The following is a 26,792-nucleotide window of genomic DNA, read 5'->3' as shown; positions in this document are numbered from 1 at the left end:
GGAACAATTTGAAAACCAGAATCTCGCTTAGGGTTGTGTCCACATTACGTGGGTAAGATCATATGAGTTACAACTTGTACTCAGCGGGTCTATCCCCCCAGCAGTATCTTGACGCAGTAACCACAATGATTAACTCTCAGTACGCTCAGCAGTTCCTTGCTTTGCTCAACAAGTAACCTAATCGAAAAAAAGCCCCACTGCGAGCCTCTCAGTTACGAGAAGATCACAGCGGGGCTTTTTGTTTACGCCAATCAGTCTAGTTCAGGAACTCAGGTGGCGGGGGTCAGTCAATGTGAAAGTGTTGCTTAGCGGATACTGGCGGGGGCCGCGATTCACTACCTGTTCCCCTGTTGCCATGCTTGGTCAAAGGTGTAGAACTTCATCGCACCATCAATCCCACTTAGAATCGTATCCAGAATTGTAGGGCCTTCAGGAATCTGGTTGAGCTGTGATTGCTGTTGATTGACCACACCGAGCTTGTTCATCTCTTGCTGGAACAGTTGGTCAGCCAGGTTGTTCTGAAGCTGTTGGTCCATGCGACTTGCTGTTGCATCCAGCATCTGACTTGTGCGATCCACTGAGGAACCCTGCGCCCCGCCTGTAGCAGCAGTCTTCGCTTCGTTGCTTGCTCCTGTCTTAGCGGAACCTAATGCCAGTTGCTGACGTGCTTGTGCAGTCTGTTGAGCCATCTGCTGTGACTGCGTGTTGATGACCTTTTGGTCAGCAGCAGCTTGCTTGTTGATGGCCTCTGTTTGTTTAGCGTTGTACTCTTCTTGCTGTTTCTTCCTGGACAAGGTGGATGCACCAGACAGTGCGCCACCGATTAGCATGTAGCTCATTTAATTGGATTCCTTATGTTGCGCCTCTCATGCCACCTCTTCTCCCACAAGCCCCCATCGCTTTAATACCCAATAGGCAAGCGAGAGCAGCAGAAAAAGCGCAGCATAAAGAAACGATGGTTTAGTTGAATGGCTTGAGGTAGCCGTTATTGGGTTGGTATTGCATAGGTAAGGGGTAAAGCGGGTAGAACCTGGAGTTCCTACGTGAATACTTTTAGAATCGCAGGGTCGTGACCTTGCAGATTTCACGTAGCGCAACAGTGATTTTTGTGGCTCTTAACATGTTGAAATAAATCAACTTGTTAGATTGTCTATGGTGTGAGTCTATTTGGGGAAACATCTTATCCCTTCCAAAAAGGGACAAAAACGGGAGCGGTTACAACTTACTCTTCAGTATCAGTGAAGTTGTTCAGCGCATTCCTCGCTGTATCCAGATTAGATACGTTCAAGTGCAGGTAGCGGTTGGTCGTTCGGATGCTCTTGTGACCAGCCCATGCTTGGATTATCGCCATAGAGATGCCCGATTGAGCCAGACGGGTTAAACATGTATGTCGCAGTGTATGTGGAACAACATCCTTCCCTATACCTGCGTGGTCACGAGCCCTGTAAAAGTTGTATTCGAACAATCTGACGTTGATCTTCGATCCCCACTTGAGGACTGAATCTAAAGCACGATCAGTGAGAGGGACGCACCGTGATGTCCCATTTTTCGTGTTCTCAAACGACACGGTTTTTAATTTATGAGATACATTATGAGGTCGTAATGATACGGCTTCGCCTACCCGACACCCTGTATCAATAAGGAATCTCGCCAAGTACCACGCCCCGCCATAGTGCAACTCGTGCAACCAGTACAGGAGGGCCTCTTCTTCCAACGTAGTGATGACCCTTTCCCGTGTATTTCTTTCGGGTAGAAGACGGACATGAGGTTTGTGGTGGATTAATTCCTCATCAAAAGCGGTACTCAAGAGTTTCGTAACCGAATTAAGTTTCCTGTTAATCGTACCGTTGCAGTTACCCTTGCGCTGGTAGAAATCCCTGAGATACAACAAGCGTTTTTTGGTGATCTCAGCAGGATTCCATTTTAACCACCCCATGTCTTCAAGCACAGCTGTAGCTCGGCGCTTAGACCCTTCGCCGTCTTTCTGGTGTGACCAATCACGGAACCACGTCAACTCCAGCATGTCTTCCATCGATGGAGTATCCACAGGAACAGGTGGACAACCTGTTGGTCGCCTTTGGGGTTTCCGTTGATCTGATTCTCTGGCGATTTCAGGTGCTACTTTTGAACTGCCTAGGCGTAGGTGCATGTCATGAGCATCGGCGTAGGATGAGACCGATCTCCTAATGCGTTTTCCATCAACCACCACATCGACCTGCCAGCTAGCCCCTCTTGCTCGAATCATGTTCATACTCCTCTTGTTTATAGTGTCTCAGTGGGTATTTACCTCATTCAGAATCAAGGTTAACGATTCTTAAGACTTTAAGGCTGCTGAGGCTACAAAACTGAGGGGGAAATCTTAAAGATTACTATTGTTGGATTAGGCTAGAGCAGCAACAGCGAGAGCATCAGCGCGTTCATTCATCACGTGTCCAGCGTGTCCCTTCACTTTCTCAAAGGTGACATTGCGGGTCTGCATGAGGTCATCCAGTATCTGCCAGCGCCTCAAGTTGAGCACTGGCTTACCGTCTGCTTTCTTCCATCCCTTACGCTTCCATCCTTCCAGCCATTCTGTAGCGCCTTTAAGTACGTAATTGGAATCCAGAAGAAGCGTTACGTTACTGCCAGGCTGAAGGAATGAGAGGGCTTGGATGACAGCTTCTAGCTCAGCGGTATTGTTGCTTTCCCCATCCCCCTCGCAGGTGCCTGAGCGTTCAGCCGTGCGACCATCTGAGCGTATCGCGGTAAATCCCCAGCCAACCTTGCGGAACGGTGACTTAATGTGATTTGTGTTACATGCCCCATCACATGCGATCCGGTAGGTATGGTGAGGTGCTGCGGGTACGTGTTGGTTCATTTGGTTTCTCTTTTGGTTGACGTGACAGGAGTGAGGGGGCATCACGTCCCCCTCGCGTTCACTTACTGAGCCGTCAGAATCGCAGCGAGTTTCTTGCGGATAACAGGCAGCACAGCACGAGCCTTAGTGCGGTGACTGACATACTGCGGATTCTCTGAGTTCTCCCAGCGTTCCCAGTCTGCCATTGCAGCCAGTAGCTCTTTCTTGGTCGGTTCTTTGTAGCTACCAATGTAGGACTGCCCATGTTCGCTGCCATTGCGCCCGGTGATTGTCTCCCATTCCATCGCGGCTCCTTTAGCCCAGCCAGCTTCATTCTCATAGACGAACCGAGCGTATGTGTTCCATGCTCTCATTTCCGCGACGTCTTCCTCGAACTGCTTACGGTTCTCACGGATACGGGCTTGTTCAGCCTTGACGCGTTGATGTTGTGCGGTTGATTCCATACGGATGAGCTGGAGTTCAGCAGGTGGGACGTGTGCGATTTCAGCCAGGCGTTTGATGGTGGCCTGCATACCGTTCAGGTAGTCGATTAAGTCTTCGCTAAGGTCTGCGCGGGTGATTAATTTGCTAGTCATGGGGTTTACTTCCTTATTGGTTAATTGTTTAGATGAAGCCTAAGCTTCGCTTAGGCGACAGGAAGCCGCAGGAAGCGTCTGGTGACGTCCTGAGCGTGTGTCAGTGTGATTGTGTGTGTTTCAGTCGGAGGCCGTAGGAGGCCTTACAGATCGTCTGGTGAGGTGTGGCGATACGAGGAATAAGCAAGGCTTACGCCTTTACGAGTGTCTTCTGGCTTAGCGGATAGACTGTAAAGCACCACGTAGGCGATTCCAACGGGTCATTGCTCCATGATAATTACCCGTCATCGCGTCGGTAATCGCAGCATGGAGTGCTTCAGTGCCGACCTTTGATCGCATACCTCGGACGGTTGCAATGTCCTTGTTCAGTTCGCTCATGAGCATGTCACCATTCATGCCTACAGCAGCCGCCATGTGATGCAATGTAGCCTCTGCGTGTGACTGGATGGCATCGCGTGACTGGTGAGTACCTCGCATAACCTCGCCCATGCGACTCTCACCAATACCGAGCAATTCCGAGGCGTAGAACTCAGCCGCACCACCCCCTAACACATCGTTAATCTGATAAAGCTGTTCGGTGATTGTCTCGGGGAAGTCGCCTGCTGAGTCGTACTCGTCATCGTCTGAGTCATCGGACTCGTAGTAGTGCATGTTGTCTTCAAGCTGTTCATCGGTCATCTCGACGTCATCCACCACATACAGCGCCTTGCCTTCGTGGTTGGTTCCTACTGAGTAATCACTCATGCTGTAGGTGTCGATTTCAATGTTACCGCCATGAGATACGGATACTGCCGGGTCGTGCATCATTGTGTTATTCCTTATGCGTCATGTCTAACGCTGTAGTGGTGGGTGAATAAGGCACCGGCTTCAACAGCAGATACCGCATGTTTATCTTCAGGTTCATCATCAGGTTCCATCATGTCCCAGCGAGCTTGTGCGCTCTGGAAGTCACGCTGGAATTGGAGTCTGCTTAGTTCTTTCTGGAGTCGTGGCATTACTTAGCCTCTGATTGGTTGATGGATGCAGCAGCGCGTTCAATCAGTAGGTTGATTGCCTCGGTGCGTGTGAGTAAGCGCCCTGCTTCGGTAGAGAGGTGCAGGGTCATGATGTCTGCCTTTGGGGTTGTCTCAGGCCATAGCACGACAGATGTTCTGTGCGCGTTACTGTTTGCGGTCTTGGGGATTCTGGTAGACATAAAGCCTCAGTTGGATAAATGGGTTAATGTTGGACATAAATTATGTGAAAAGAAGCCCTCAGATACCCAGCGCGTTAACGCCGGAGATACCGAGGGACTCACTTGATTTGTCGTTTGAAGCAGACGCTTCGCATCGCTGTAACACCACAAGAAACCAATTAACTAAATTGAGAAATAACACCATGACCATGTAAGCAAGATGCAGAGTCTTACCTTAGGACAGGGTTTATGTGTTCATTATTCAGTGGGGATACTTGTGCTAAGCGGTGTATTACAGCGGGGATAAAAGACAGACTAAAGGTTCTTACAGTATTCGGCTAGAGACCTCTCTTCATGCTTAGGTCAGGGAATAATGTACGGTGTGGCATGGTTGTGGGGTCTTTGGGGGGGTAAGATTGGCAGAATCTTCCAGATTTACCACTAGGCTTAGATGGTCAGGACGTGCCTGAGTGTTAGCCATTGGGATGACATGAGGGGTGACTTCAGGGGTTGTAAGATTTGGGGAATCCCCATTTTTTACAACGTGCTCTTTAATGATGTTCCCCACGGTTACGTGGTTCATGCCGCACAACTTTGCGATTGCGTTGTCACTCTTACCTTCTTTATGAAACGCCAGGATCGCGTGGTTCCGCTTCTCTTTACATTGCTGAGATAAGGAAGGGTGTGGGGCATTAGTAGGGCCTTGGTAATCAGCATAACCACGTCGCATCTTCGCAGACCTGCCCCAGCGTTGGGTGAGGGGTGACATGATTTAGGTCCGGTTTCGCTGAATCAGCGTTTTCGGACACCCTTACTGTCTGCGATAATGTCGATTACGGCGCCACGCGCAGATACGAGTATCCTCAGCATCTGCTCGTCGAACCAAGGCGCAGCGTCTACTTGTGTTTCAGGACGTGCCTGAGTGTTAGCCATTGGGATGACGTGGGGGGAGACTTCAGGGGTGTCGCTTTTTCCTGATTCAGGATTTTCCGACAGTTCCTTGATGGTGTCGTAAATGACATCACGCTTCACACGAGTCATCTTCTGAATCTCAGACGGCTTCTTGCCTTCTTTATGAAACTCAATGATTGCGATGTCGCGTTTCTCTTTACATGTGACATTCAGCGCCGGGTGCTTATTGTTCTCGGTGCCGAAGTAATCGTTGTACCCACGCTGAACAGAAGGAACAGACGCACCAATGGCCTCAGCAATCTTCTTAATGTCAGGCTCAAAGACGTTCTTCATGTAGGTATCACCGAAGCCCATCATACGCACAATGATGTTGTGGTAGTCAGCCTCGGTGTTTCCTTTACCATGAGCAACGTTAGCCCCAGCAGCAAGCACACGAATCTCTTCAATAGATGAAGCGTCTACTTGGGTGTCAGGACGTGGCTGCGTGTTAGCCATTGGGATGACGTGGGGGGAGACTTCCTGATTACCCCCATTTTCCCAGTTTGGGGTTTTGGGGGTAGCTTCCGCAAGGATACGCGCTACGGATGTCTCCGCCACTTTAGTCAGCTTGGCGATTGCATACGCGCTCTTACCTTCTTTATGGAACTCAATGATTGCAATGTCACGCTTCTCTTTACATTGCTGAGACAAGGAGGGGTGAGGATTGCTGGCAGGTCCTATACCTTCCATGAATCAATGATCGCTTGGCGTTCCTTCAAGACTCTCGTGCTGTAGGTTGACCATGCATCGACATCCCAGAACATTACACGACTCCCGTTGAACTCGTGATACTGGATGACCTTATTTTTCTTCATGGTGTCAAAGAATGGTTGCCATGCGCCACGAGCAGCTTGCTCAATGAGTGGGTATAAGTGACTGAAGGCGAGTGCTTCTGTTGCTTCAGCCAAGTCCACACGGCCCATGAACTTCAGCGCAGCCAGCTTGTAGAGGTCAGGCTTGTTGAACTCTAAGATGTACCAGCGGGTGTCACCTTCACGCGCCTGCTTGATGGACTTAAACACCTTTGATTGGTCGCCAGCTAAACCCTCCTGAATCGCAGCTACATAGTCAACGTTACCCACGACAGCGCCTCCCGGCATGATAGCTTCATTGGAGCTGTAGAACCCTTTCAGGTCGTACTGAATGTAAAGCGCTCCTTCATCGTTAGTGCTAATGCAGTGATGAATTGTGACCTCACCCTTCACGCCTTTCACCGTCTTGAGGATACCTTTGGCCTCCAGTGCCTTCACGGTGCGGTGTACGTTCTGAGGTGCTACGTCACGCATTCTAGCGCTAAGCTCTGTCAGTGTCGGGGTCCAGTGAGCAATACGCTCGGCTAGGCAGAAAGCTACTTCGCGTTGCAGCTTGCCTGTAAGAATCTTGTCCTTGCCTTCAGTTGTCAGAATGGTGCCTTCTGGTAGGTACTTTGATGTAATTTCACTCATTTGATTATCGTTCCTTAAGATGTCATCTCGTTTGATGGTTATTAGATCAGCCAATGAACCTAGTGTCAATCATTGATGATTATCTCCAAAGGAAGGGTAATCAAATGAAGACAGAAGAGAGTCACCGGGCAGGGTCTATTAATTTCCCCTGCCCTAAGCATGACGAGTACCAGCAAGCCCCCCTGTATCCTTAGGACAACAGTCAGGTCTTCCGGGTAGGAGTAGATGAGTTACCAGTGATAACCATAAAAGATAAAACAGGTAGGCAGAGAAGAAGATAGTCCTGAGGATGTCCTTAAGATCAGGGGGGGGTTACAGTTAACATTTGCGCAACTTATATAACGTAAGACTTACAATTAAAGAAAACTTCAAGGGGAGCTTATAGCTTGCCCTATTTTCGCTGTTCATTTCTTGTACAAGTGAATTGACCCAACTAGAAGACACACAGGATGATGTCTTAACAGTCTCTATCGTTGGTCTCCCTCTCTCTTCTACTCCAATGACAATGATTAAACACGTAAGCAGAGAACAAGAGAGCGATAGATGTCTTCACGATCCTTAAGGGGATGTCTCATTGATGATAGTGGGTGTCTTTAGGTTATCTTCAGGGTAGTCAAACAGGGGGGCAAGCATAGACAGAGAAAGGTTTCACCGATCATTTTTAATGATTAGATAGGATTAACCTTCTCCCTTGTAGGTCAGGGTAAATTATTATGCGCACAAAGTGAATAATCACGTGGCATTTATGCGGTTACTCAGCCTCCTGACCCTCTTCGCGCATCTTAACGGCTACCTTATGAACACTGGTCTTCCCTATGCCTAACTTGCTGGCAGCTTCCCGGATACTCATACCAGCTAACAGAGCCTCTCGGATTGGCTGCTCGTCTATCGTCTTAGGTCTGCCTGTATACTTCCCCTCCTCCTTAGCTCTAGCAATCCCTTCCATCTGGCGTTCCTTACGAATCGACAGTTCGAACTCAGCAAAGGCACCCAGCATGGACAGCATGAGGATTCCCTGAGGTGTGCTTGTATCAATGCTTTGATCCAGTACCTTAAAGGACACCCCCTTGGCCTTAAGGGTATTCACGATGTCCAGAAGGTCAGCCAGGCTACGACCCATACGATCCAGCTTGGTGATCACCACAGTGTCACCATCGCGCACATAATCCAGCATAGCCTGAAGTTGCGGACGGTCTTTAGCGGTAGCTCCCGATTGCTTCTCTGAGTACACACGGTCACAACCAGCTCCCTTGAGCTTGTCCAACTGGATGTCAAGTGATTGACCTACAGATGACACGCGAGCGTAACCAACTACTGCCATAACTCTAACTCCTTGTTGATAGGGCTAACGATACCGCCAGCCCCTTATGATAACTTACTGGCCTGACTTAATCAGCCAGCCTACCCGCAGACACTCGGTGAAAGTGTCCAGCATGTGACTTGAACCGTTGACCGTGAGCATGTACCCTTTGCCGTTGAGTGTTTCAATTTTCATAGAGTTGATTCCTCGTTGTTGTGATACTTCCGGCTCTCTTCTGGTTGCAGCCATTGGAGAGCCAACCTATTAACATCCCTGCCCGAACGACGTCATGTAATGCGCCTTGAAGTAATCAGGTCTTCTCCGTATCGCGCCGCCTGTTCCCCTCAGCAGGTCTTTTATAGCCTCCATTCCCTCACTATCCAGCGTATAGTTCGCCGTGGATAAACCGAGGTATGGCAGTCCATCATGAGGATCTACAGTGCGCTTCGTCGGCCCCTCAACCGTTCTCGCCATTCCTTTCTTAGCGATACGCTCCTTAGCGGATACCAGCTCGTCAGCAGCGTAAAAGCACGATGCAATCAGGCTGGCTCTGGTATCCCCTTGGATGAACTGGATGATTTCAAAGATTGGCCTGAAGTCCACACCATGCGCCTCACAGCGGGACATACCCAAGGCAACAGCTACCCGCACATCACTCAGGGCATACCGGACGGGGTAATCATGTTCCCACTTGAGTGTGAGAGCGACCTTACGTAATTCCTTCGCCATCTTGCTAAGCGCCACACACATCCAATGCGCCTTGATTTGTGACGCGGTGAACTCGTCCAGTTGCACGGCGTTAGCTTTATGTTGAGTTACTTTAGTGCTCATAAGTTGCTCCGGTTCAGTGGGATAATTAACACGCACAGAAGTAATGACCGTTACTCTCACAGACATCCCCGTTGAATTGGATGTCCCTTGCGATAGCCTCCCAATCCAGATAGCCCCTTGCAGCTTCAGGGATGGATTCAAGCAAACCGCATGATTCCCATTGGTCATACGCATAATCTTCCATGCTCTCCCATTGCCCGAGATACTTGTTGCCAGCCTCAGTTGCTGGGATACCAGCTGATAACGCAGCGTCAACCACGTCTTCCCCGCACTCCTCAGCAGCTTCCAGCAGTTCACCCATCAGCTTCCAATCGAATGAGCCGTAGTTACCCAGACACTTCAGGGCCAACCCTTCAGCGTCCTGACAGTCACAGTCCTGCGTCATGAGTTCGGTTACATCGGACTCATTCAGGCCGATAGACTTCAGGTACTGTGCTAGACCGCCAGCCTCTACCACATCACTAGCATTTATCCAGCAGCCATAGTTGATACGGAACCAGCAGATGTAGACGTTGTGCTCTGCCATCCCAGCGGCATCTAACGCGCTCACACATCGATTAATGAAGGCTTGCTCGGTGTTACCTTGCGTCTCATCTTGTGCTCCCCGAGGGGCTACCAGTTCAGCCTCACGGGAATCAATGAGAGCGTACACGTTAGCTACTTGTTGGCGTGTCTGGCAGTACGCCAAGTCACCTTTCAGCAGACTGATAGTTTCCTTCAGTTCTTCAATGCGCTTGGCGTCCTTGTCTTCCTGCTTGGCCTCAGTCGCATACCCCATTTGCTTCTCAAGGTTCCACTGGAAATCAGACTCGAACTCCCAGCCACGCCAGCACAGGCAACCGTCCTTACGGATCTCTACTTGATGAGAGCCTGATCGGTCAGTATTAGCGATTGCCAGAGTGAAGCCAGCTTTCAGGGTAGGTTGTGCAGTAGCGATGACGGCAGACAGGTCTGGTTTAACGTCCTGTGCTTCCAGTTCAGCAGCCTGTTCACGTTGATGACGGCGCATTACCTCCAGTTCATCCATTGCCTTGTTGCAAGCCTTAATCAGTGAAGTGCGGCTAACACCTTTGATGACCGCTACGATTGGAACGATAGCCAGCCAGTGCAGCCCGTGAGCATCTGCTTCCTTCTTGGCTTCCTCAATGAAGAACAGTATGTCACTACGTGCTGACTTCATGGTGTAGGACTCGTTAGATTCCAGCCCGTAGCTCACGCCGTTCAGGTCAGCTTGCAGGCGTTCGACCATGTTGGCGGTGATGGTGTGCTTGTTCATGTTGTGTAGTCCTTGTTGTCTCTGTTAGTAGGCAGCGTTAGTGTCCGTTATCGTTAAGACCTAACAAGGACATAATTTAAGGACACAAAAAGGACACGTCAATACCATCATAAAAATAAATCTTTATGGGTATACTAAAAAGGGACAAAACACAAAGAAGGGACAAGACAAGGCAGCAGGTATCAGCAGGGCAACAGCTAGTAGTAATAGGGATTTATGGGTAAGAACAGGCGCAAGGACTGCGTTAATGCAATGGTATAGGTGTGACCCTCCCCGCCTCATGTGTCTATAGAGAACAGCGGGACGGACAGCAGGAGCCAGGCAGAAAAACGAGAGGATACACCAGGAAAGCAGGAGACAGCAGCAGGGGTACAGGGGGGGATCGGGGGTGGCGTGTAGTCCTTATAAGGCACTTCACATTTTTAACTGTTTTTGCCACGATACCCTAACGACATCAATTGCTTGATGTGTATCGTAGGGTGATGTTTTTTTATTGATGGGTAACTTATGGATAGAGTACTTAGGGTTATCAACATTCTGCTGTTGAGTATCGTTGGAATGTTATTGCTTATCTGTGTGTCCATACTTGTTCAGGGCAGCAAGATAGATTTGGGTAAAGTTGCTGATTGGTGGGCCGCACTATCGGCTGTTGCAACGTTGGGTACATTTGCTGTTGCATTATTTGCTTATCGTAAAGTGCCTGATTGGCTAGCACCAAAATTGAAGGACAGGCAATTTAAGTTTGCTGATGAACTGATTGAAGGGTTCTGCACCCTACAGCTAGAAGCATTACATTTGCTGGCTGATGTATCTGCTTATTTAAAATCATCTCATCAAGAAAATACTAATTTTCACAATGAACATGCTAACGTTGGTATTAAAATTGAGATGTACGTTAAAAATACATTTTTAATGAATGTCAAAATGGAAAGAATGATACTCTGGGGCTTAGTTCCTAAGAACATACAAGATTTTCATAATGTTATAGACCGTCACGAAGAACTGTTTAATGTTTTTATAAAGTATCGTAGGTTGAAATTATCAAACCCATCAAATGAAATAGAAGGCTTACCCGAACTTCAGGCAAACATGTTAAGCCTATACAATAATGTCGAAAATCATCATAAAATAATTATCAAAGCATACGATGAATTGTTTGAGACGTAATAAAATCACATGAATCACTACATGTTTAACAAGCATTATTGACTTGCTGAGTGCTACACAGCCAGTTCCGTGACGGTCATCTGCTTACCTGCGAGGGCAACAATGATTTCCATCGCACTGGTCAGGGATTCAGACACGAGGGCAAGTAGCTGGCGGTCAGGTATTTTTGGTAGATCTTGCCATACCCTGAAGACATCCAGCAGGAACTTGACGAGCTAAATGACAGATGGATACCGAGCGAAATACAGGGTTTTGGTCAAGGTTTTTTAAGAGTAGGATAGTTTGGTTTTTTTATAATAAAGGTAAGGATTTTATGAAGGTACTTTTGGGATGTGTTCTGTTTTCTCTGGTTTCGTTTTCCGCGTTTGCCAATCCACCCTTGGTTGACCCTAATGTATGGATGCTGATAAATGAATCAGCAGATGGGCATAGCTTCTCCTATTTTAAGAAAGGTTCTTTCGCAAAAGATGGAAATAGCCGTCGCGTCATTGTGCAGACGATTTTGGATCACTCGGTCACTTATCAAAGAATCTCTGTGTCGAATCAGGACTGCCAGAATAAATACGGGAAGGTTGTTTTTTCTACATTGCAGGATAGGTTCCTATTCGAAGCCGACTACCTTGATCGCGGCAGTAGTACGGCCTCATTTATTGGCACAGCTATCTGTAGTATAGGCAGGTGATAGAAGGGGGGGGTCTTCCATTGGACGACCCCCATTGATGACCCCCTGTTCACCGTCGCCCTCAAGACGTCACAACATGCGCCTTGAAGTAATCAGGCCGTCTGTGTATCACACCGCCTGTCCTCCTGAGCAAGTCACACACCACCGTTCCTTGCTGTTTTTACATAGCTCCGCTACTCCTGAGGAATCAGCATCAGCCGACTCAACTCAGAAGTAGCGAAACCGTGCCAGCTTCCAGATACCACCAGTTACCCGACGGCGCTCTGCTGTTCCCGTCCTGACATCACAACCTGTCCCATTTCATCGGCACCATTAACCGCCTTTATCCATCTGGAAGCGTGGCGTTTTCTCATTCCTCACGCTATCTGGTGCTCAATCTGACTTACTGGTTGCTCGCTCCAACGCTGGGTGTATTGAACAGACTCCCCGTCTCACCCACTCTCACCGCCTGTACCCGGACTAATCACATGACTCCACGCGATACGGGCGGGAGCCTAAGACTATGAAGTAAAGAAACTTATTGGCGTTGGTAGCTTAGGGATGCTGTGTGCTAGAATGCGAGTCTTCATAGTGAGTTCTTTTGTGATTAACCTGATACACATCAAGAAGCTAACTAGTTGATTTACTTCTATTTAATCCAAAATTCTAGGAGAGTGCATGTCTATCACGGCGAAGTCCGTATACCGTGACACGGGGAACTTTTTCCGTAATCAATTTGTTACCATCTTACTGGTATCGCTGCTGTGCGCATTTATCACGGTGGTTTTAGGTCATGCCTTTTCCCCCAGCGACGCGCAAATTGCGCAACTTAGCGAAGGCGATCATCTGGCGGATAGCGTTGGATTATTCGACCTGGTGCAAAACATGACGCCAGAACAGCAGCAAATCTTGTTACGTGCTTCTGCAGCCTCGACGTTTTCAGGTCTCATCGGCAATGCCATTCTGGCAGGTGGCGTATTGCTGATGATTCAATTGATTTCGGCCGGTCATCGGGTAAGTGCATTACGCGCCATTGGCGCCAGCGCCCCTGTTTTGCCTAAGCTGTTTATACTGATTTTCATGACGACGCTGTTGGTGCAGTTCGGTATCATGCTGGTTGTGGTGCCCGGTATTCTCATGGCCATCCTCCTCGCACTTGCGCCTGTCATGCTGGTTCAGGATAAAATGGGTGTTTTTGCCGCAATGCGCAACAGCATGCGTCTTACGTGGTCTAATATGCGATTGGTCGCGCCCGCAGTGATCAGTTGGTTGCTGGCAAAAACGTTGCTTTTGCTCTTTGCACCTAACTTTGCTGTGCTGACGCCGAACGTCGGCGCGGTGGTGGCGAATACGCTGAGCAATTTGATCTCTGCGGTTTTGCTCATCTATTTATTCCGCCTGTATATGTTGATTCGCCAATAACCCTGTGTGCGTCGGTACTTTCCGGCCGATGCATGTTAATTACGGAATCGAAGTATGAAGCAGTTTCTTGATTTTTTACCGCTGGTTGTCTTTTTCGCCTTTTACAAGATTTATGACATCTACGCGGCAACCTCAGCCCTGATCGTCGCCACCGCAATTGTCCTGATTTACAGTTGGGTGCGTTATCGTAAGGTTGAGAAAATGGCGTTGATCACCTTTATTCTGGTGGCCGTCTTTGGCGGCCTGACCATTTTCTTCCATAACGATGAATTTATTAAATGGAAGGTGACGGTGATTTACGGCTTGTTTGCGGGCGCATTGCTGGTAAGCCAATGGATAATGAAAAAGCCATTAATTCAGCGCATGCTGGGGAAAGAGCTTACGCTTCCTCAGCCTGTCTGGTCGAAGTTAAATCTGGCGTGGGCGGTCTTTTTCATTCTGTGCGGCCTTGCGAACATCTACATCGCGTTCTGGTTACCGCAAAATATTTGGGTCAATTTTAAAGTCTTTGGCCTGACCGCGTTGACGTTGATTTTCACCCTGTTGAGCGGCGTTTATATCTACCGCCATCTTCCCCAGGAAGATAAATCATAATCCCTCCAGCGCCAGACATTTCCTCTGGCGCTTCTCTTTTCTGCACTATTCCCCGTAATTCGCAACGCAAATTCCATTAATTGTGAAGATATGCCGTTGATGCCCCCCACAAATGTTGGAACGAAAATGATCTAATGGCTCATCTACCGACAACGGACCGGGATGCGTCTATTACACCAGCCCCCTTTCCTTCTGAGCTGCCTGAACACCCGCGGTGCGCGGCGTATCTCCTCTGTTCTCAATCTGCAAATCATAGTAGCATCGCGCCTGTAATTTTTTTCTATAGTCGGTTCTACAATGACAACAACGAATAATGTCCCCCAGGGCGAACTTGTTTTACGCACTCTGGCCATGCCTGCTGATACGAATGCCAATGGCGATATTTTTGGCGGCTGGCTAATGTCTCAAATGGATATTGGCGGTGCCATTCAGGCCAAAGAAATTGCACATGGCCGCGTGGTGACCGTGCGTGTAGAGGGAATGACGTTTTTACGCCCTGTCGCGGTGGGCGATGTCGTGTGCTGTTACGCTCGCTGTGTAAAACGCGGTACCACCTCCGTCAGCATCAACATCGAAGTGTGGGTTAAAAAGGTGGCCTCTGAGCCAATTGGACAGCGGTACAAAGCAACAGAGGCGCTGTTTATTTATGTTGCGGTAGACAAGGACGGTAAGCCCCGCGCGTTGCCAGTTCAGCAGTAATAAAAAAGCCTCCGGATGTGGAGGCTTTTTTATTCATCATCACGCTTATTCAATCTGCGTGGTGCCATTGAGGCGGAAAACAATATTCACGACCAACCCGGAACCTGGCTTCCCGGCTTCGTAGCGCCATTTCCGCATCGCGTTTTTCACTTCCCGCTCAAACATGTTGGCGGGTTGCGCGGAGAGTATTTCAACATCTTCAACGCGCCCGTCGGACGTCACGTTGAATTTCACTTTGACCCGCCCTTCGATACGCAACGCTTGCGCTCGCGGCGGATACTGCGGTTGATTACGGCTCAACGCACGAGGGCCCGCAGGCGCACTGACCACGGGTTTGCTGGTAGCAGGTGCGGTACTGGTCGTCGGACGAGCAGGTGCGGTGTTTTCAGCCGGCGCCAACGGACGTGGCTCGACCGGTTTAACATCACGCTTCGGTTGCTCCTGAACCTTCTTCACGGGTTTAGGTTTTGGTTTAGGTTTTGGTTTCGGCTTCTCAATCACCACCGGCGCTTCTTTTGGCGGTTCGGGGATCGGCTCAGGCTCGGGTTCAGGCTCGACAACAGGTTGTGGCGGCGGCTGAACAGCCTGGGGTGGCTCAAGATCGGCAGGCGAGACCATGGTGACGGAGATCGGCTGCGCAGGCGCAGGCAGTTCAATAACCTGATGTACCGAGGTATACAGCAGTCCCGCCACTACAGCACCATGAACGCCAACGGAAAGTAACGTCGGCCAGGGAAAGCGACGAGGTAAATCAAGGGTCATTGAAGTCATAATCGTTTCAGTTAAAAAACCAGGCCCCGATTTTAAATGCAAATAGCAATCATATTCAATAAGACATCACAATGTGGGGCATCTAAAACGCAATATTATCCAAAAAAAGCCATGCAAACTGTGCGCCTTAACAAAGCCGTCATCTTTGCGTTGCAGTTAAAAGGCCTTTCCAATAACGTAATTAACGACTTTTACCCATTAAGGAGCTCTCCCCGTGCTGTATGTCATCTACGCTCAGGATATTGCCAATTCTCTCGAAAAGCGCCTTTCCGTCCGCCCTGCGCATCTGGCGCGCCTGCAACTTCTGCAGGATGAAGGTCGTCTGCTCACCGCGGGTCCAATGCCTGCAGTCGACAGCAACGAACCTGGTGCTGCGGGTTTTAGCGGTTCAACGGTAATTGCTGAATTTGACTCTTTAGAAGCTGCGCAATCCTGGGCAGAAGCGGACCCGTACGTCGCCGCCGGGGTCTACGCGCAGGTTTCCGTTAAGCCCTATAAGAAAGTATTTTGAGTCCGGCTGGACACCACAAAAATCGTTGGGCACCGAATACGGTGCCCTTTTTTGAATCAGATGCCGTGGATCGCAAACAGCAACGAGTTACGTTGATGATTGAGAACGCACTTTCTGATTGAGTGGATACGCATGTTGCGACGCGACTGTCCTTCAAGCCAACGCGCTTTACGGCGGCTAGCCTGACGTAACATACGCCAGCGTCCCACTTCCGTTCTACTACGTTTCATGTTAACGACTCTTACAGTGCAGGAAGCGAGCATTATACGCCCTCACCAAACTCAGACCAGCGCTTTTCCTGCGTTTTTATTTGCCAGATGAATCCTGATGCGTAAACTCATAACAATACGCTTTCAAAAGGATTTTTAATGTTATGACAACCTTCTACACAGTGGTGAGTTGGCTGGTCATTCTCGGATACTGGGTTCTGATTGCCGGCGTGACGTTGCGCATTTTGATGAAACGACGCGCAGTTCCTTCCGCGATGGCATGGCTACTAATTATCTATATTCTGCCGCTGGTAGGGATTATTGCTTATCTCTCGTTTGGTGAACTTCACCTGGGGAAACGTCGCGCCGAACGCGCCAGAGCCATGTGGCCGTCGACCGCCAAATGGCTAAACGATCTCAAGGCTTGCAAACACATCTTTGCGCAGGAAAACAGTAGCGTTGCTTCATCATTGTTTAAACTGTGTGAGCGCCGTCAGGGAATTGCGGGGGTGAAGGGAAACCAACTTCAACTGCTGACCGATTCCGATGATGTGATGCAGGCGTTGATCCGTGATATCCAACTCGCACGCCATAATATTGAGATGGTGTTTTATATCTGGCAGCCCGGCGGGATGGCCGATCAGGTCGCGGAATCTTTGATGGCCGCGGCGCGCCGCGGTATCCACTGCCGCCTGATGCTGGACTCCGCGGGTAGCGTCGCCTTCTTTCGCAGCCCGTGGGCGGCAATGATGCGTAACGCAGGTATCGAGGTTGTCGAAGCGCTCAAAGTTAATCTGATGCGTGTTTTTTTACGCCGTATGGATTTACGCCAGCATCGCAAAATGGTGATGATCGACAATTACATTGCGTATACCGGCAGCATGAATATGGTCGATCCACGTTTTTTCAAACAGGATGCGGGTGTCGGGCAATGGGTCGATCTGATGGCAAGAATGGAAGGTCCCGTCGCGACGGCGATGGGTATTGTCTACTCTTGCGACTGGGAAATTGAGACAGGTAAACGCATCCTGCCTCCCCCGCCTGATCTGAATATCATGCCGTTTGAAGAGGCCAGCGGGCACACCATTCACACGATTGCGTCCGGACCGGGCTTCCCCGAGGACCTGATCCACCAGGCGCTGCTGACCGCAGCCTACTCTGCACGCGAATATCTGATTATGACCACCCCATACTTCGTGCCCAGCGACGATCTGCTGCACGCGATTTGCACCGCGGCGCAACGCGGGGTGGACGTCAGTATCATTCTTCCGCGTAAAAATGATTCCGTGCTGGTCGGCTGGGCGAGTCGTGCTTTTTTCACCGAACTGCTGGCGGCCGGGGTCAAAATTTACCAGTTTGAAGGGGGGCTGTTACACACCAAGAGTGTGCTGGTTGACGGCGAACTGAGTCTGGTCGGCACCGTGAATCTGGATATGCGCAGTTTATGGCTCAACTTTGAGATAACGCTGGTCATTGACGATGCGGGATTCGGTGGCGATCTCGCCTCCGTTCAGGATGACTACATCTCGCGTTCACGCCTGCTGGATGCGCGGTTGTGGGCAAAACGCCCCCTGTGGCAACGAATCACCGAGCGACTGTTTTACTTCTTCAGCCCGTTGCTGTAAAACGTGCGCAAGCGACGATAAACAGGTAGTCATTATGGATATGGATTTGAACAATCGCCTGACTGAGGATGAAACCCTTGAGCAGGCTTACGATATTTTTCTTGAGCTGGCCGCCGATAATCTCGACCCGGCAGATATTATTCTGTTTAACCTTCAGTTCGAAGAACGCGGGGGCGCAGAACTGTTTGACCCGGCAGAAGACTGGCAGGAGCATGTCGATTTTGACCTGAATCCTGACTTTTTTGCCGAAGTGGTAATTGGTCTGGCAGACAGTGAAGACGGTGAAATTAACGACATCTTTGCCCGCGTGCTGCTTTGTCGCGAGAAAGATCACAAACTCTGCCACATTCTCTGGCGCGAATAAGTGTAAAAGCCGCTAACGCGGCTTTTTTTTCCTCTACTCCGGAAGCTTACTCCCACAACGGTTACAATACTGCGCGCTGTATTCGTGCTGCCCCTGCTGACACGTCGGGCATTTCCGCTGCTGATTACGTTTCATAAACGCCGTACTCATGTGCGTGGTAATTAAGCCAGTCGGAATCGCAATGACGGAATAACCAATTAAGATAAGCACCGACGCCACAACACGCCCCAATGGGGTATGCGGCGTAATATCGCCATAGCCCACCGTTGTTACCGTTACGATTGCCCAGTAAACCGACGCATTTAGCGTCGTAAACCCATATTGCGGTCCTTCAATCAAATACATCAGCGCGCCAAAAATTATCATCACTATGGCAATAAACGAATAAAACAGAATCAACTGATGACGCGCGCTAATGATTGCGCTCCAGAATACCCGCAACGAAGGCATGAAACGCAGCAGTTTCAGGATCCGCAGGACACGAATCGCTCGCATGGCTCGCCAGGCAAACACATAATTGAGACTGATCTCCGGCCATAACCACATAATATAAAGGGGCAGTATGGTGGCTAAATCAATGAATCCCCAGAAGCTGAAGACATATTTCGCTGGATTCGGCCAGGTCAATAATCGCAGGAGATATTCGCCGGTGAATACCAGCGTCACGAATAACTCCAGCCAGACAAACGTGTGCCATTCGCTAAACGTCAGGTGATATTGCGTCCCAAGGCCTGATTCAACAAAGATAATTAAGACGCTAAGCAACGCGAACAGACCGCATAGCCCTTCAAAGCGACGACCAGAACGTGTATTCAGATCGAATAAGAGATGATAAAGACGTTGACGAACTGAAGAGAAGTTAAGCGACACAGTGACCTCGCAATGATAAGGGCCGACATCATGTCGGCCCTCACAATTATAACGGGTCTACTTTCAGGCAGGAAACCGCATGTCGGAAACTGCCCTCCAGCACTGGCCGCGTTTTAGCACATTCTGGCCCGGCAATCGGGCAACGAGTGCGAAATACGCAACCTGACGGAGGATTGATTGGCGACGGCAGCTCCCCTTCCAGCAGCTGAATGGATTTGTTTTTTTCCAGATCAGGATCCGGGATCGGCACTGCCGACATTAACGCTTTGGTATAAGGATGCAGAGGATTATGGTACACCTCGTCATAGGTGCCCAGCTCCACAGCATGCCCCAAATACATCACCAGAACGCGGTCGGAGATATGTTTAACCACGGCCAAATCATGCGCGATGAAAATCAGCGAAAGCCCCATTTCACGCTGTAATTGTTGCAGCAGATTCACTACCTGAGCCTGAATGGAGACGTCGAGCGCAGAAACCGGCTCATCACAAATAATCAGCTTAGGCTCAAGGATCAGGGCACGCGCTATACCGATACGCTGACATTGCCCGCCGGAAAACTCGTGTGGATAGCGGTTGATCAGGTTTGGCAGCAGCCCTACTTTCAACATCATCGCTTTCACACGATCACGAACGTCCTGACGCGACAGCTTAGGATGGTAGGTCCGCAGAGGTTCGGCAATAATTTCCCCAATCGTCATACGCGGATTCAACGAGGCCAGAGGATCCTGGAAAATCATCTGGATATCGCTACGCACCGCGCGCCACTCTTCCGGCTTCATTCCCAGTAGATCTTTACCCAACCAGGCCACTCTGCCGTCAGTGGCTTTCACCAGCCCAATAATCGCCCTGGCGAAGGTCGATTTTCCACAGCCAGATTCCCCCACGACGCCCAGCGTTTCCCCTTCATACAATCGCAGCGTCACACCATCGACCGCCTTCAGGGTCTTAGCGGGTTGCCAGAACCACTGTTTGCCGTCTTTGATGTCAAAATGCACTTTCAGATCGGCAATTTCGAGAAGCACTTTTCGTTGTTCAGTCACCGCGTTCATACCAGATCCTCCACCGCTTTAAAGCAGGCGCGCAGACGCCCAGGGCTAAATTCCTCAAGAGGAGGAGCACTGCCGCATATTTCCATCGCATGAGGGCAGCGAGGCTGGAATGGGCAGCCTTTTGGCAAGCGCAGCAAGTTCGGCGGGTTGCCTGGAATCGTCAACATCGATTCCCCTTCCGCATCGAGACGCGGTACAGCGTTGAGCAAGCCAATTGAATACGGATGGACGGGTTGATAAAACACGTCGCGCGCATTGCCATATTCCATCGTACGACCTGCGTACATCACCAGAACTTTGTCGCAAATGCCGGCCACCACGCCAAGGTCATGGGTGATCATGATGATGGCGGTGTTAAATTCACGTTTGAGTTCATTCAACAGCGTCATAATTTGCGCCTGAACGGTGACGTCAAGCGCCGTGGTCGGTTCATCGGCAATCAGTAACTTAGGACGGCAAAGCAACGCCATCGCGATCATAACGCGCTGGCGCATACCACCAGAAAATTCATGCGGGAACATTTTCATGCGCTTACGCGCTTCCGGCATTTTTACCGCATCCAGCATTTTCACCGACTCTTCAAATGCCTCGGCTTTGCTCATCCCTTTATGCAGCATCAGAACTTCCATTAACTGTTCACCGACCCGCATATAAGGGTTTAGTGAGGTCATAGGGTCCTGAAAAATCATTGAAATTTGTTCAGCACGCAGCTTGTTAAGCTCGCGTTCGGGTAAGTTCAGTATTTCGCGCCCATTAAACTTCGCAGAACCGCCAATGTGTCCATTTGCCGCCAGCAGCCCCATCAATGCAAACGCCGTCTGTGATTTGCCAGAACCTGACTCACCGACAATCCCTAACGTTTCCCCTGCACGAAGCGAAAAGTTTAAATCGTTAACCGCGGTGACATCACCGTCTGGAGTGCTAAAGGTCACTCGAAGATCTGTCACGTTCAGCAGTGCGTTAGCCTGTTGCTGCGCGAGCGGCGCGGTTGAGGTGTCAATTACACTCATGGCTGCACTCCTTAACGGTCTTTCGGGTCGAGGGCATCACGCAGGCCATCGCCAATAAAGTTAAAACAGAATAACGTCACCACAAGGAAACCTGCCGGGAACAGCAGCAGCCACGGTGAAACTTCCATTGAGTTGGCGCCATCGCTTAACAAGGCCCCCCAACTGCTCAACGGCTCCTGGGTGCCTAACCCGAGGAAACTCAGGAAGGATTCGAACAGGATCATGCTCGGCACCAACAGTGAGGCATACACCACCACCACACCCAGAACGTTAGGGACGATATGACGAATCACGATACTGCCCGTGGAGACACCGCCAACCAGGGCCGCTTCAATAAACTCTTTACGTTTCAGGCTTAATGTCTGGCCCCGAACAATACGCGCCATATCCAGCCAGGACACCATCCCGATCGCCACAAAAATTAGCAGGATATTTTGACCAAAGAAGGTCACCAGTAAAATCACGAAGAACATGAATGGAAAGGAGTTGAGGATCTCAAGCAAACGCATCATGACAGAGTCAATTTTGCCGCCAAGATAGCCCGATAACGAGCCGTATAACGTCCCCACGATCACCGCCACCAGCGCAGCGGCAATCCCAACCATCAGCGAAATACGCCCACCAATCGCCACACGCACCAGCAGATCGCGTCCGGAAGAATCCGTACCGAAATAGTGCCCCGATTCCATATCTGGCGCACTCGACATCATGCCCCAGTCCGTATCGAAATAGGTAAACTGCGACAACATCGGCGCCAGCGCGACAAACAGCGCGATGATCACCAGAACCACGAGACTGGCCACCGCCGCACGGTTATGCATAAAACGACGGCGAGCGTCTTGCCAAAGACTACGGCCTTCGACCTCCAGCTTTTCGCTGAAGTTTTCCAGCGTCTCGCTGTTTTTCTTACTTAACATCATAGCGAGCTCCAGTCTCAGTAACGAATCTTCGGATCGATGACGGCATACAGCACATCGACGATAGCGTTAAACACGATGGTCAGCGTCCCCACCAGAATAGTCAGACTCAGCACCAGCGAATAGTCACGGTTCAATGCCCCGTTAACGAACAACTGGCCGATTCCCGGCAAACCATAGATTGTCTCAATAACCATCGAGCCCGTGATAATGCCGACAAACGCCGGTCCCATATAAGACAGCACAGGCAACAACGCGGGTTTTAACGCGTGACGGAAAATAATCCGTCGCATCGGCAGCCCTTTAGCGCGTGCGGTACGAATGAAGTTGGAGTGCAGAACTTCAATCATCGAACCGCGAGTAATACGGGCGATACTGGCAATATAGGCAAGTGACAGCGCCACCATCGGCAAAATCATAAATTTCAGCGCCCCACCGTTCCAGCCTCCGCCGGGCAGCCATTTGAGCGTGATGGCAAATATCATGACCAGTAATGGGGCCACGACGAAACTGGGGATTACCACCCCGGTCATGGCCACCCCCATCACCGTGTAATCCCAGCGCGTGTTTTGCTTAAGTGCGGCAATAACCCCTGCGCTTACACCAATAATCACGGCGAGGAAAAAGGCGGCGGCGCCCAGTTTTGCCGACACCGGGAAGCTTGAGGCAACCAGATCATTGACCGTGTAATCTTTGTATTTGAAAGAAGGCCCAAAATCACCGTGCGCCAACTGCTTCAGATAACTGAAGTATTGCGTACTGATCGGGTCATTCAGATGATATTTCGCTTCAATATTCGCCAGAACCTCTGGCGGCAGCGCGCGTTCACCGGTGAAAGGACTTCCCGGCGCAAGGCGCATCATAAAGAATGAAATCGTGATAAGAATAAAGAGTGTCGGAATCGCTTCCAGACAGCGACGTAAAATAAATTTCAACATTGCCCGTACCTTCTGGCGTGTGCCTTTACACCTCTGTGTCAAACGAACTCAGTTGAGGTGTTAATAGTGCGATGAAAAAAAGACACTGTGGGGCAAAACTCGCTTGCCCCACGTCTTGCCATTAATGCTTGATAATATACAAGTTTTTAACGTAGATATTATCCATCGGGTCTTTACCGGTGTAACCGCCTACCCAGGGTTTCACCAGGCGAGCGTTCACGTAATAATAAACCGGTACAATTGCAGAGTCTTTATCAAGTTGCTGTTCTGCTTTTGTATACAGCTCGGTACGCTGCGCTTCGTCAGTGACCTTCAGCGTGTCGCCAATCAGTTTATCAAACGCAGGGCTCTTATAGTGAGCGGTGTTGTTTGAGCTGTCTGACAGCATGGTATTCAGGAAGGATGTCGGCTCATTATAATCCGCACACCAGCCAGCACGTGCCACATCAAAGGTTCCCTGATGACGCGTGTCGAGGAACGTTTTCCATTCCTGGTTTTCCAGCTTCACATTAGCGCCCAGATTTTTCTTCCAGATGGAGGCTACTGCGATCGCCAGCTTTTTATGCAGATCAGACGTGTTGTAAAGCAGGTCGAACGTTAACGGTTTATCCGCGGTAAAGCCCGCTTCAGCCAGCAGTTTTTTCGCTTCTTCGTTACGTTTTTCTTGTGACCACTTAAACCATTCCGGCTCAACCAGTTTCGCGCCATCGGTATACGGAGGAGTGTAACTATAGGCTGGCAGGTCGCCCTGATTTTTCACTTTGTTGACGATGATATCGCGGTCCAGCGCCATTTTCAGTGCGGTACGAACCCGAACGTCATTAAACGGGGCTTTCTGGTTATTGATTTCATAGTAGTAAGTACACAGATAAGGATCGACACGAACTTCATTCGGGATCTCTTTTTTCAGCTTCTGGAATAATTCAATCGGCATGTTGTTGTAAGTCATGTCGATTTCGCCGCTGCGATAGCGGTTAACATCAGTGACTTCGGACGAGATCGGCAGATAGGTGACCTGATTAATGACCGTCTTGTCGTTATCCCAATAATTGGTATTGCGCTCAAGCACGATACGCTCGTTCACCACCCAGTCTTTCAGTTTGTACGCACCATTGGTGACAATATTGGCGGGCTGAGTCCACTTCTCACCGAATTTTTCAACGGCGGCTTTAGGTACTGGAGAAACGGACGGGTGAACCAGAAGTTTATAGAAATAAGGCACCGGCTCGCTTAGGGTGACTTCGAATGTATTATCATCAATCGCTTTTACGCCGAGATCGGTTGATGGTTTTTTACCCGCAATAATGTCGTCAATATTGGCAATATGGCCGTACTGGAGATAACTTGCATAAGGTGACGCGGTATTCGGGTTGGCGAGACGTTGCCAGCTATAAACAAAGTCATGCGCGGTAACCGGCGTGCCGTCTGACCATTTTGCATTTTTACGCAGATGGAATGTCCAGACTTTAAAATCTTTGTTTTCCCATTTTTCCGCAACACCTGCTGACGGATGTCCTTCGACATCGCTGACCAATAAACCTTCAAACAGATCGCGGCTAATGTTCGACTCCGGCACACCTTCTATTTTGTGCGGGTCGAGAGACTGAACTTCGGAACCATTATTGCGCACCAGAGTTTGCTTATCGGAGAGTTGAACGCCAGCCGGTACGTCCGCAGCCAGGGCAACGTTTCCGGCGACCAGCGCAGTTAAAATCCCCGCAGCTACTAAACTTTTTTTTGTGATGTTAGACATTGTGTTTGTACTCCACTCATTATAATTACTGGCTTTTTAGCCAGCCTGTTTAATCCCGTTAGGGTTTCTGTACAGCACCGGAGATTTTGCTGCTGTCAGTTCGTTTACTACTTTGCTATCACCGACTTTATTTATTTTGACGATTCGAATGATCGCCTTACGTCGATTCCGTCCACGCCTCCCCTGTCAGAGACGCGTTTTTATTCTGTAAATCAATTTATTGACAATCGTTCTCAACAACGTGAGATCTTCTGAAAATATCTGGCCGGAAAGTACCAAATGCGTTTCTTAACCGCCAATACAATTTACAGATTTGTTAACTAATTCTCTTTTGTAGAAAAAAACACACCAGCCTGAAGACATCGTTTTAGAGAAAAAATTCAGTGATAAATCATTTTTATCAATAAGTTATCTCAAACAAACTCCCTTCTATGCTCCCAGACGTTTAGCAAAGACAAGTGTGCACATAAATTTAACAATTGGTCATTATTTAGCACATTCATCTGGCATGGCGCTGAAATAACTAATAACATTTCGATAATCCTTCATCAAGCCCCTTAGTATGATGTTAATAAAATAACAGCGAGACGCGTATCTTTAAGACATAAAAATTGGATTAAACCCTGCTAAATCAACAAGAAAACAAATAGAAAAGCTGCCATGTTGATTCTTTTTTCACGTTAATTTTTAGCGCGTGTGAGCGCTTTTACTGATGACAAAAAAACGGAGCCAATATTGGCTCCGTCTCTATGAAAGGTGTGTTAGCTGAGGAGGCCAGGGAAAATGGCTTTAAGCCCTGTCACGATGAACTCAATGCCCAACGCCATCAGCAACAGGCCCATGATACGTGTAATGACGTTAATGCCGGTTTGTCCCAGCAACCGTACCAGCCACGGCGCCATACGGAATAAGCCCCAACAGCACAGAGCAAAAACGGCAATAGCAACGAAGAAACCCACCAGGTGCATAATGTTGTTATACCGCGTACCCCAGACTATCGTCGAACTGATAGCACCTGGCCCAGCCATTAAGGGCAACGCCAGCGGTACAACACCGATGTTTTCACGTATTGCGGTTTCTGATTTTTCCTGAGTGTTCTGCTTATCTTCGCCCAGTTTCCCGCTGATCATCGACATCGCAATCGTGACAACCAGAATCCCACCCGCGATCCTGAACGAATCAATCGAAATACCGAACAGTTGCAAAATGCCGTCACCCAGAAAGAGTGATGTCCACAAAATAATGGCGACCGACAAGTTTGCGGTCAGATTTGTCTTGTTGCGCGCTGCCGCCGTTTGGTAGCTGGTCATACTGATAAAGACAGGAATAATCCCAACCGGGTTTACCAGCGCAAATAACCCGATGAAAAATTTAAAGTACACAGGGAAGTCAAATAACGTTTGGATCACGGTTAGCTCCGAAGCGTTAGCCGTATGAAGTTAGTCGTCAATAATGGTAAAACCGCGCTGAAGATACGCCTTTTAACAGCATACTTCACCTCAAATCTGCGTAATCTGACTATATTCTCCAGTGTTATTAATTTGTGCAAATTATGCTAATACAACTATCATTCACGACAACAATTCAACAACACTTAGCGAATATTGCAAAAATGGCCTGCTGAAAGGTGTCAGCTTTGCGAAAATTTGACTTGGATCACGTAATAACTACTCAGAAGTGAGTAATCTGGCTTCCGCCACCTGGACGTAATGCGCTAGAATCAGTTAACGCTAAGGCATAAGCTCTTTTAGTAAATCAGTGCAAAACGGACGTTAAGTAACCGTTTGATTTTCAGACTTTTACACAAACTTTCGTCGATCT

The 26,792-nt window shown here is 49.2% G+C and carries 27 protein-coding genes; 8 read left to right on the top strand and 19 right to left on the bottom strand.

Annotation, left to right across the window (positions count from 1 at the left end):
- Positions 1 to 335 precede the first annotated feature (335 nt).
- The 10 genes from CJP72_RS20475 to CJP72_RS25325 form a co-directional block, all read right to left on the bottom strand.
- Positions 336 to 839, bottom strand: coding sequence for a virion core protein, T7 gp14 family (locus CJP72_RS20475; RefSeq protein WP_162383162.1), 504 nt, complete (start codon positions 837 to 839; stop codon positions 336 to 338).
- A 383-nt stretch (positions 840 to 1,222) separates the two neighbouring features.
- The gene (locus CJP72_RS20470) at positions 1,223 to 2,245 is read right to left on the bottom strand and encodes a tyrosine-type recombinase/integrase (RefSeq protein WP_162383161.1); all 1,023 of its coding nucleotides are present in this window, start codon (positions 2,243 to 2,245) and stop codon (positions 1,223 to 1,225) included.
- Between the two features lie 135 nt (positions 2,246 to 2,380).
- Positions 2,381 to 2,857, bottom strand: coding sequence for a ribonuclease H family protein (locus CJP72_RS20465; RefSeq protein WP_162383160.1), 477 nt, complete (start codon positions 2,855 to 2,857; stop codon positions 2,381 to 2,383).
- 62 nt (positions 2,858 to 2,919) lie between these two features.
- Positions 2,920 to 3,432, bottom strand: a complete 513-nt coding sequence (locus tag CJP72_RS20460) for a hypothetical protein (RefSeq protein WP_162383159.1) — start codon at positions 3,430 to 3,432, stop codon at positions 2,920 to 2,922.
- Positions 3,433 to 3,648: 216 nt separating this feature from the next.
- Positions 3,649 to 4,239, bottom strand: a complete 591-nt coding sequence (locus tag CJP72_RS20455) for a hypothetical protein (RefSeq protein WP_162383158.1) — start codon at positions 4,237 to 4,239, stop codon at positions 3,649 to 3,651.
- A gap of 1,159 nt (positions 4,240 to 5,398) precedes the next feature.
- Positions 5,399 to 6,247: a hypothetical protein gene (locus CJP72_RS20450; RefSeq protein WP_162383157.1), complete on the bottom strand. Its 849-nt coding sequence runs from the start codon at positions 6,245 to 6,247 to the stop codon at positions 5,399 to 5,401.
- The gene (locus CJP72_RS20445) at positions 6,235 to 7,002 is read right to left on the bottom strand and encodes a hypothetical protein (RefSeq protein WP_162383156.1); all 768 of its coding nucleotides are present in this window, start codon (positions 7,000 to 7,002) and stop codon (positions 6,235 to 6,237) included. The genes CJP72_RS20450 and CJP72_RS20445 overlap by 13 nt, the downstream gene beginning before the upstream one ends.
- Before the next feature lie 751 nt (positions 7,003 to 7,753).
- Positions 7,754 to 8,323: a recombinase family protein gene (locus tag CJP72_RS20440; RefSeq protein WP_162383155.1), complete on the bottom strand. Its 570-nt coding sequence runs from the start codon at positions 8,321 to 8,323 to the stop codon at positions 7,754 to 7,756.
- Between the two features lie 243 nt (positions 8,324 to 8,566).
- On the bottom strand, positions 8,567 to 9,133 hold the full coding sequence (locus CJP72_RS20435; protein WP_162383154.1) for a hypothetical protein: 567 nt from the start codon (positions 9,131 to 9,133) through the stop codon (positions 8,567 to 8,569).
- Positions 9,134 to 9,158: 25 nt separating this feature from the next.
- Positions 9,159 to 10,409: an antirestriction protein ArdA gene (locus CJP72_RS25325; protein WP_202882583.1), complete on the bottom strand. Its 1,251-nt coding sequence runs from the start codon at positions 10,407 to 10,409 to the stop codon at positions 9,159 to 9,161.
- Between the two features lie 507 nt (positions 10,410 to 10,916).
- On the opposite strand from CJP72_RS25325, the gene CJP72_RS20425 reads away from it, so the two are divergent.
- The 5 genes from CJP72_RS20425 (at position 10,917) to yciA (ending at position 14,952) form a co-directional block, all read left to right on the top strand.
- On the top strand, positions 10,917 to 11,576 hold the full coding sequence (locus CJP72_RS20425; RefSeq protein WP_162383153.1) for a hypothetical protein: 660 nt from the start codon (positions 10,917 to 10,919) through the stop codon (positions 11,574 to 11,576).
- Between the two features lie 313 nt (positions 11,577 to 11,889).
- Positions 11,890 to 12,258 (top strand): hypothetical protein, encoded by a 369-nt coding sequence (locus CJP72_RS20420; RefSeq protein ID WP_162383152.1) that lies wholly within the window; start codon positions 11,890 to 11,892, stop codon positions 12,256 to 12,258.
- Positions 12,259 to 12,915: 657 nt separating this feature from the next.
- Positions 12,916 to 13,659, top strand: a complete 744-nt coding sequence (locus CJP72_RS20415) for a YciC family protein (RefSeq protein ID WP_162383151.1) — start codon at positions 12,916 to 12,918, stop codon at positions 13,657 to 13,659.
- 54 nt (positions 13,660 to 13,713) lie between these two features.
- Positions 13,714 to 14,253 (top strand): septation protein A, encoded by a 540-nt coding sequence (locus tag CJP72_RS20410; protein WP_162383150.1) that lies wholly within the window; start codon positions 13,714 to 13,716, stop codon positions 14,251 to 14,253.
- Between the two features lie 297 nt (positions 14,254 to 14,550).
- On the top strand, positions 14,551 to 14,952 hold the full coding sequence (gene yciA, locus CJP72_RS20405; RefSeq protein WP_162383149.1) for an acyl-CoA thioester hydrolase YciA: 402 nt from the start codon (positions 14,551 to 14,553) through the stop codon (positions 14,950 to 14,952).
- A gap of 45 nt (positions 14,953 to 14,997) precedes the next feature.
- On the opposite strand, the gene tonB is transcribed toward yciA, so the two are convergent.
- Entirely contained in the window at positions 14,998 to 15,714 is a 717-nt protein-coding gene (gene tonB, locus CJP72_RS20400) for a TonB system transport protein TonB (protein WP_162383163.1), read from the bottom strand.
- 223 nt (positions 15,715 to 15,937) lie between these two features.
- Between tonB and CJP72_RS20395 the strand changes: the two genes are divergently transcribed.
- The gene (locus CJP72_RS20395; protein WP_162383148.1) at positions 15,938 to 16,234 is read left to right on the top strand and encodes a YciI family protein; all 297 of its coding nucleotides are present in this window, start codon (positions 15,938 to 15,940) and stop codon (positions 16,232 to 16,234) included.
- Between the two features lie 56 nt (positions 16,235 to 16,290).
- Here the strand turns inward: CJP72_RS20395 and CJP72_RS20390 are convergent, their stop codons facing one another.
- Complete coding sequence (locus tag CJP72_RS20390; RefSeq protein ID WP_162383147.1) at positions 16,291 to 16,464, bottom strand: YciY family protein; 174 nt, start codon at positions 16,462 to 16,464, stop codon at positions 16,291 to 16,293.
- Positions 16,465 to 16,607: 143 nt separating this feature from the next.
- On the opposite strand from CJP72_RS20390, the gene cls reads away from it, so the two are divergent.
- Together cls and CJP72_RS20380 are read left to right on the top strand one after the other, a co-directional pair.
- A complete protein-coding gene (gene cls, locus CJP72_RS20385) occupies positions 16,608 to 18,068 on the top strand; it encodes a cardiolipin synthase (RefSeq protein ID WP_162383146.1) in 1,461 nt (486 codons plus the stop codon).
- A 34-nt stretch (positions 18,069 to 18,102) separates the two neighbouring features.
- Positions 18,103 to 18,432, top strand: a complete 330-nt coding sequence (locus CJP72_RS20380; protein ID WP_162383145.1) for an HI1450 family dsDNA-mimic protein — start codon at positions 18,103 to 18,105, stop codon at positions 18,430 to 18,432.
- A gap of 33 nt (positions 18,433 to 18,465) precedes the next feature.
- Here CJP72_RS20380 and CJP72_RS20375 read toward each other — a convergent pair whose 3' ends face one another.
- From CJP72_RS20375 to CJP72_RS20345, 7 genes are all read right to left on the bottom strand, one after another.
- Positions 18,466 to 19,302 carry an ion transporter gene (locus tag CJP72_RS20375; RefSeq protein WP_162383144.1) on the bottom strand — a complete coding sequence of 279 codons (837 nt, stop codon included), beginning with the start codon at positions 19,300 to 19,302 and terminating at the stop codon, positions 18,466 to 18,468.
- 46 nt (positions 19,303 to 19,348) lie between these two features.
- The gene (gene oppF / locus CJP72_RS20370) at positions 19,349 to 20,353 is read right to left on the bottom strand and encodes a murein tripeptide/oligopeptide ABC transporter ATP-binding protein OppF (RefSeq protein ID WP_162383143.1); all 1,005 of its coding nucleotides are present in this window, start codon (positions 20,351 to 20,353) and stop codon (positions 19,349 to 19,351) included.
- Positions 20,350 to 21,363 (bottom strand): murein tripeptide/oligopeptide ABC transporter ATP-binding protein OppD, encoded by a 1,014-nt coding sequence (gene oppD, locus CJP72_RS20365; protein WP_162383142.1) that lies wholly within the window; start codon positions 21,361 to 21,363, stop codon positions 20,350 to 20,352. Before oppD ends, oppF begins: the two co-directional genes overlap by 4 nt.
- 11 nt (positions 21,364 to 21,374) lie before the next feature.
- Positions 21,375 to 22,283, bottom strand: a complete 909-nt coding sequence (gene oppC / locus CJP72_RS20360) for an oligopeptide ABC transporter permease OppC (protein WP_162383141.1) — start codon at positions 22,281 to 22,283, stop codon at positions 21,375 to 21,377.
- Positions 22,284 to 22,297: 14 nt separating this feature from the next.
- Complete coding sequence (gene oppB, locus CJP72_RS20355; protein ID WP_162383140.1) at positions 22,298 to 23,218, bottom strand: oligopeptide ABC transporter permease OppB; 921 nt, start codon at positions 23,216 to 23,218, stop codon at positions 22,298 to 22,300.
- Between the two features lie 121 nt (positions 23,219 to 23,339).
- Positions 23,340 to 24,971: an oligopeptide ABC transporter substrate-binding protein OppA gene (gene oppA / locus CJP72_RS20350; protein WP_162383139.1), complete on the bottom strand. Its 1,632-nt coding sequence runs from the start codon at positions 24,969 to 24,971 to the stop codon at positions 23,340 to 23,342.
- Positions 24,972 to 25,732: 761 nt separating this feature from the next.
- Complete coding sequence (locus tag CJP72_RS20345; protein WP_162383138.1) at positions 25,733 to 26,380, bottom strand: YchE family NAAT transporter; 648 nt, start codon at positions 26,378 to 26,380, stop codon at positions 25,733 to 25,735.
- Positions 26,381 to 26,792 lie beyond the last annotated feature (412 nt).

The organism is Citrobacter sp. NCU1 (genome assembly GCF_010231475.1).
GTDB lineage: Bacteria > Pseudomonadota > Gammaproteobacteria > Enterobacterales > Enterobacteriaceae > Citrobacter_D.
Note: the sequence above shows the minus strand (reverse complement) of the source record. Positions and strands in the feature narration are given on the sequence as shown.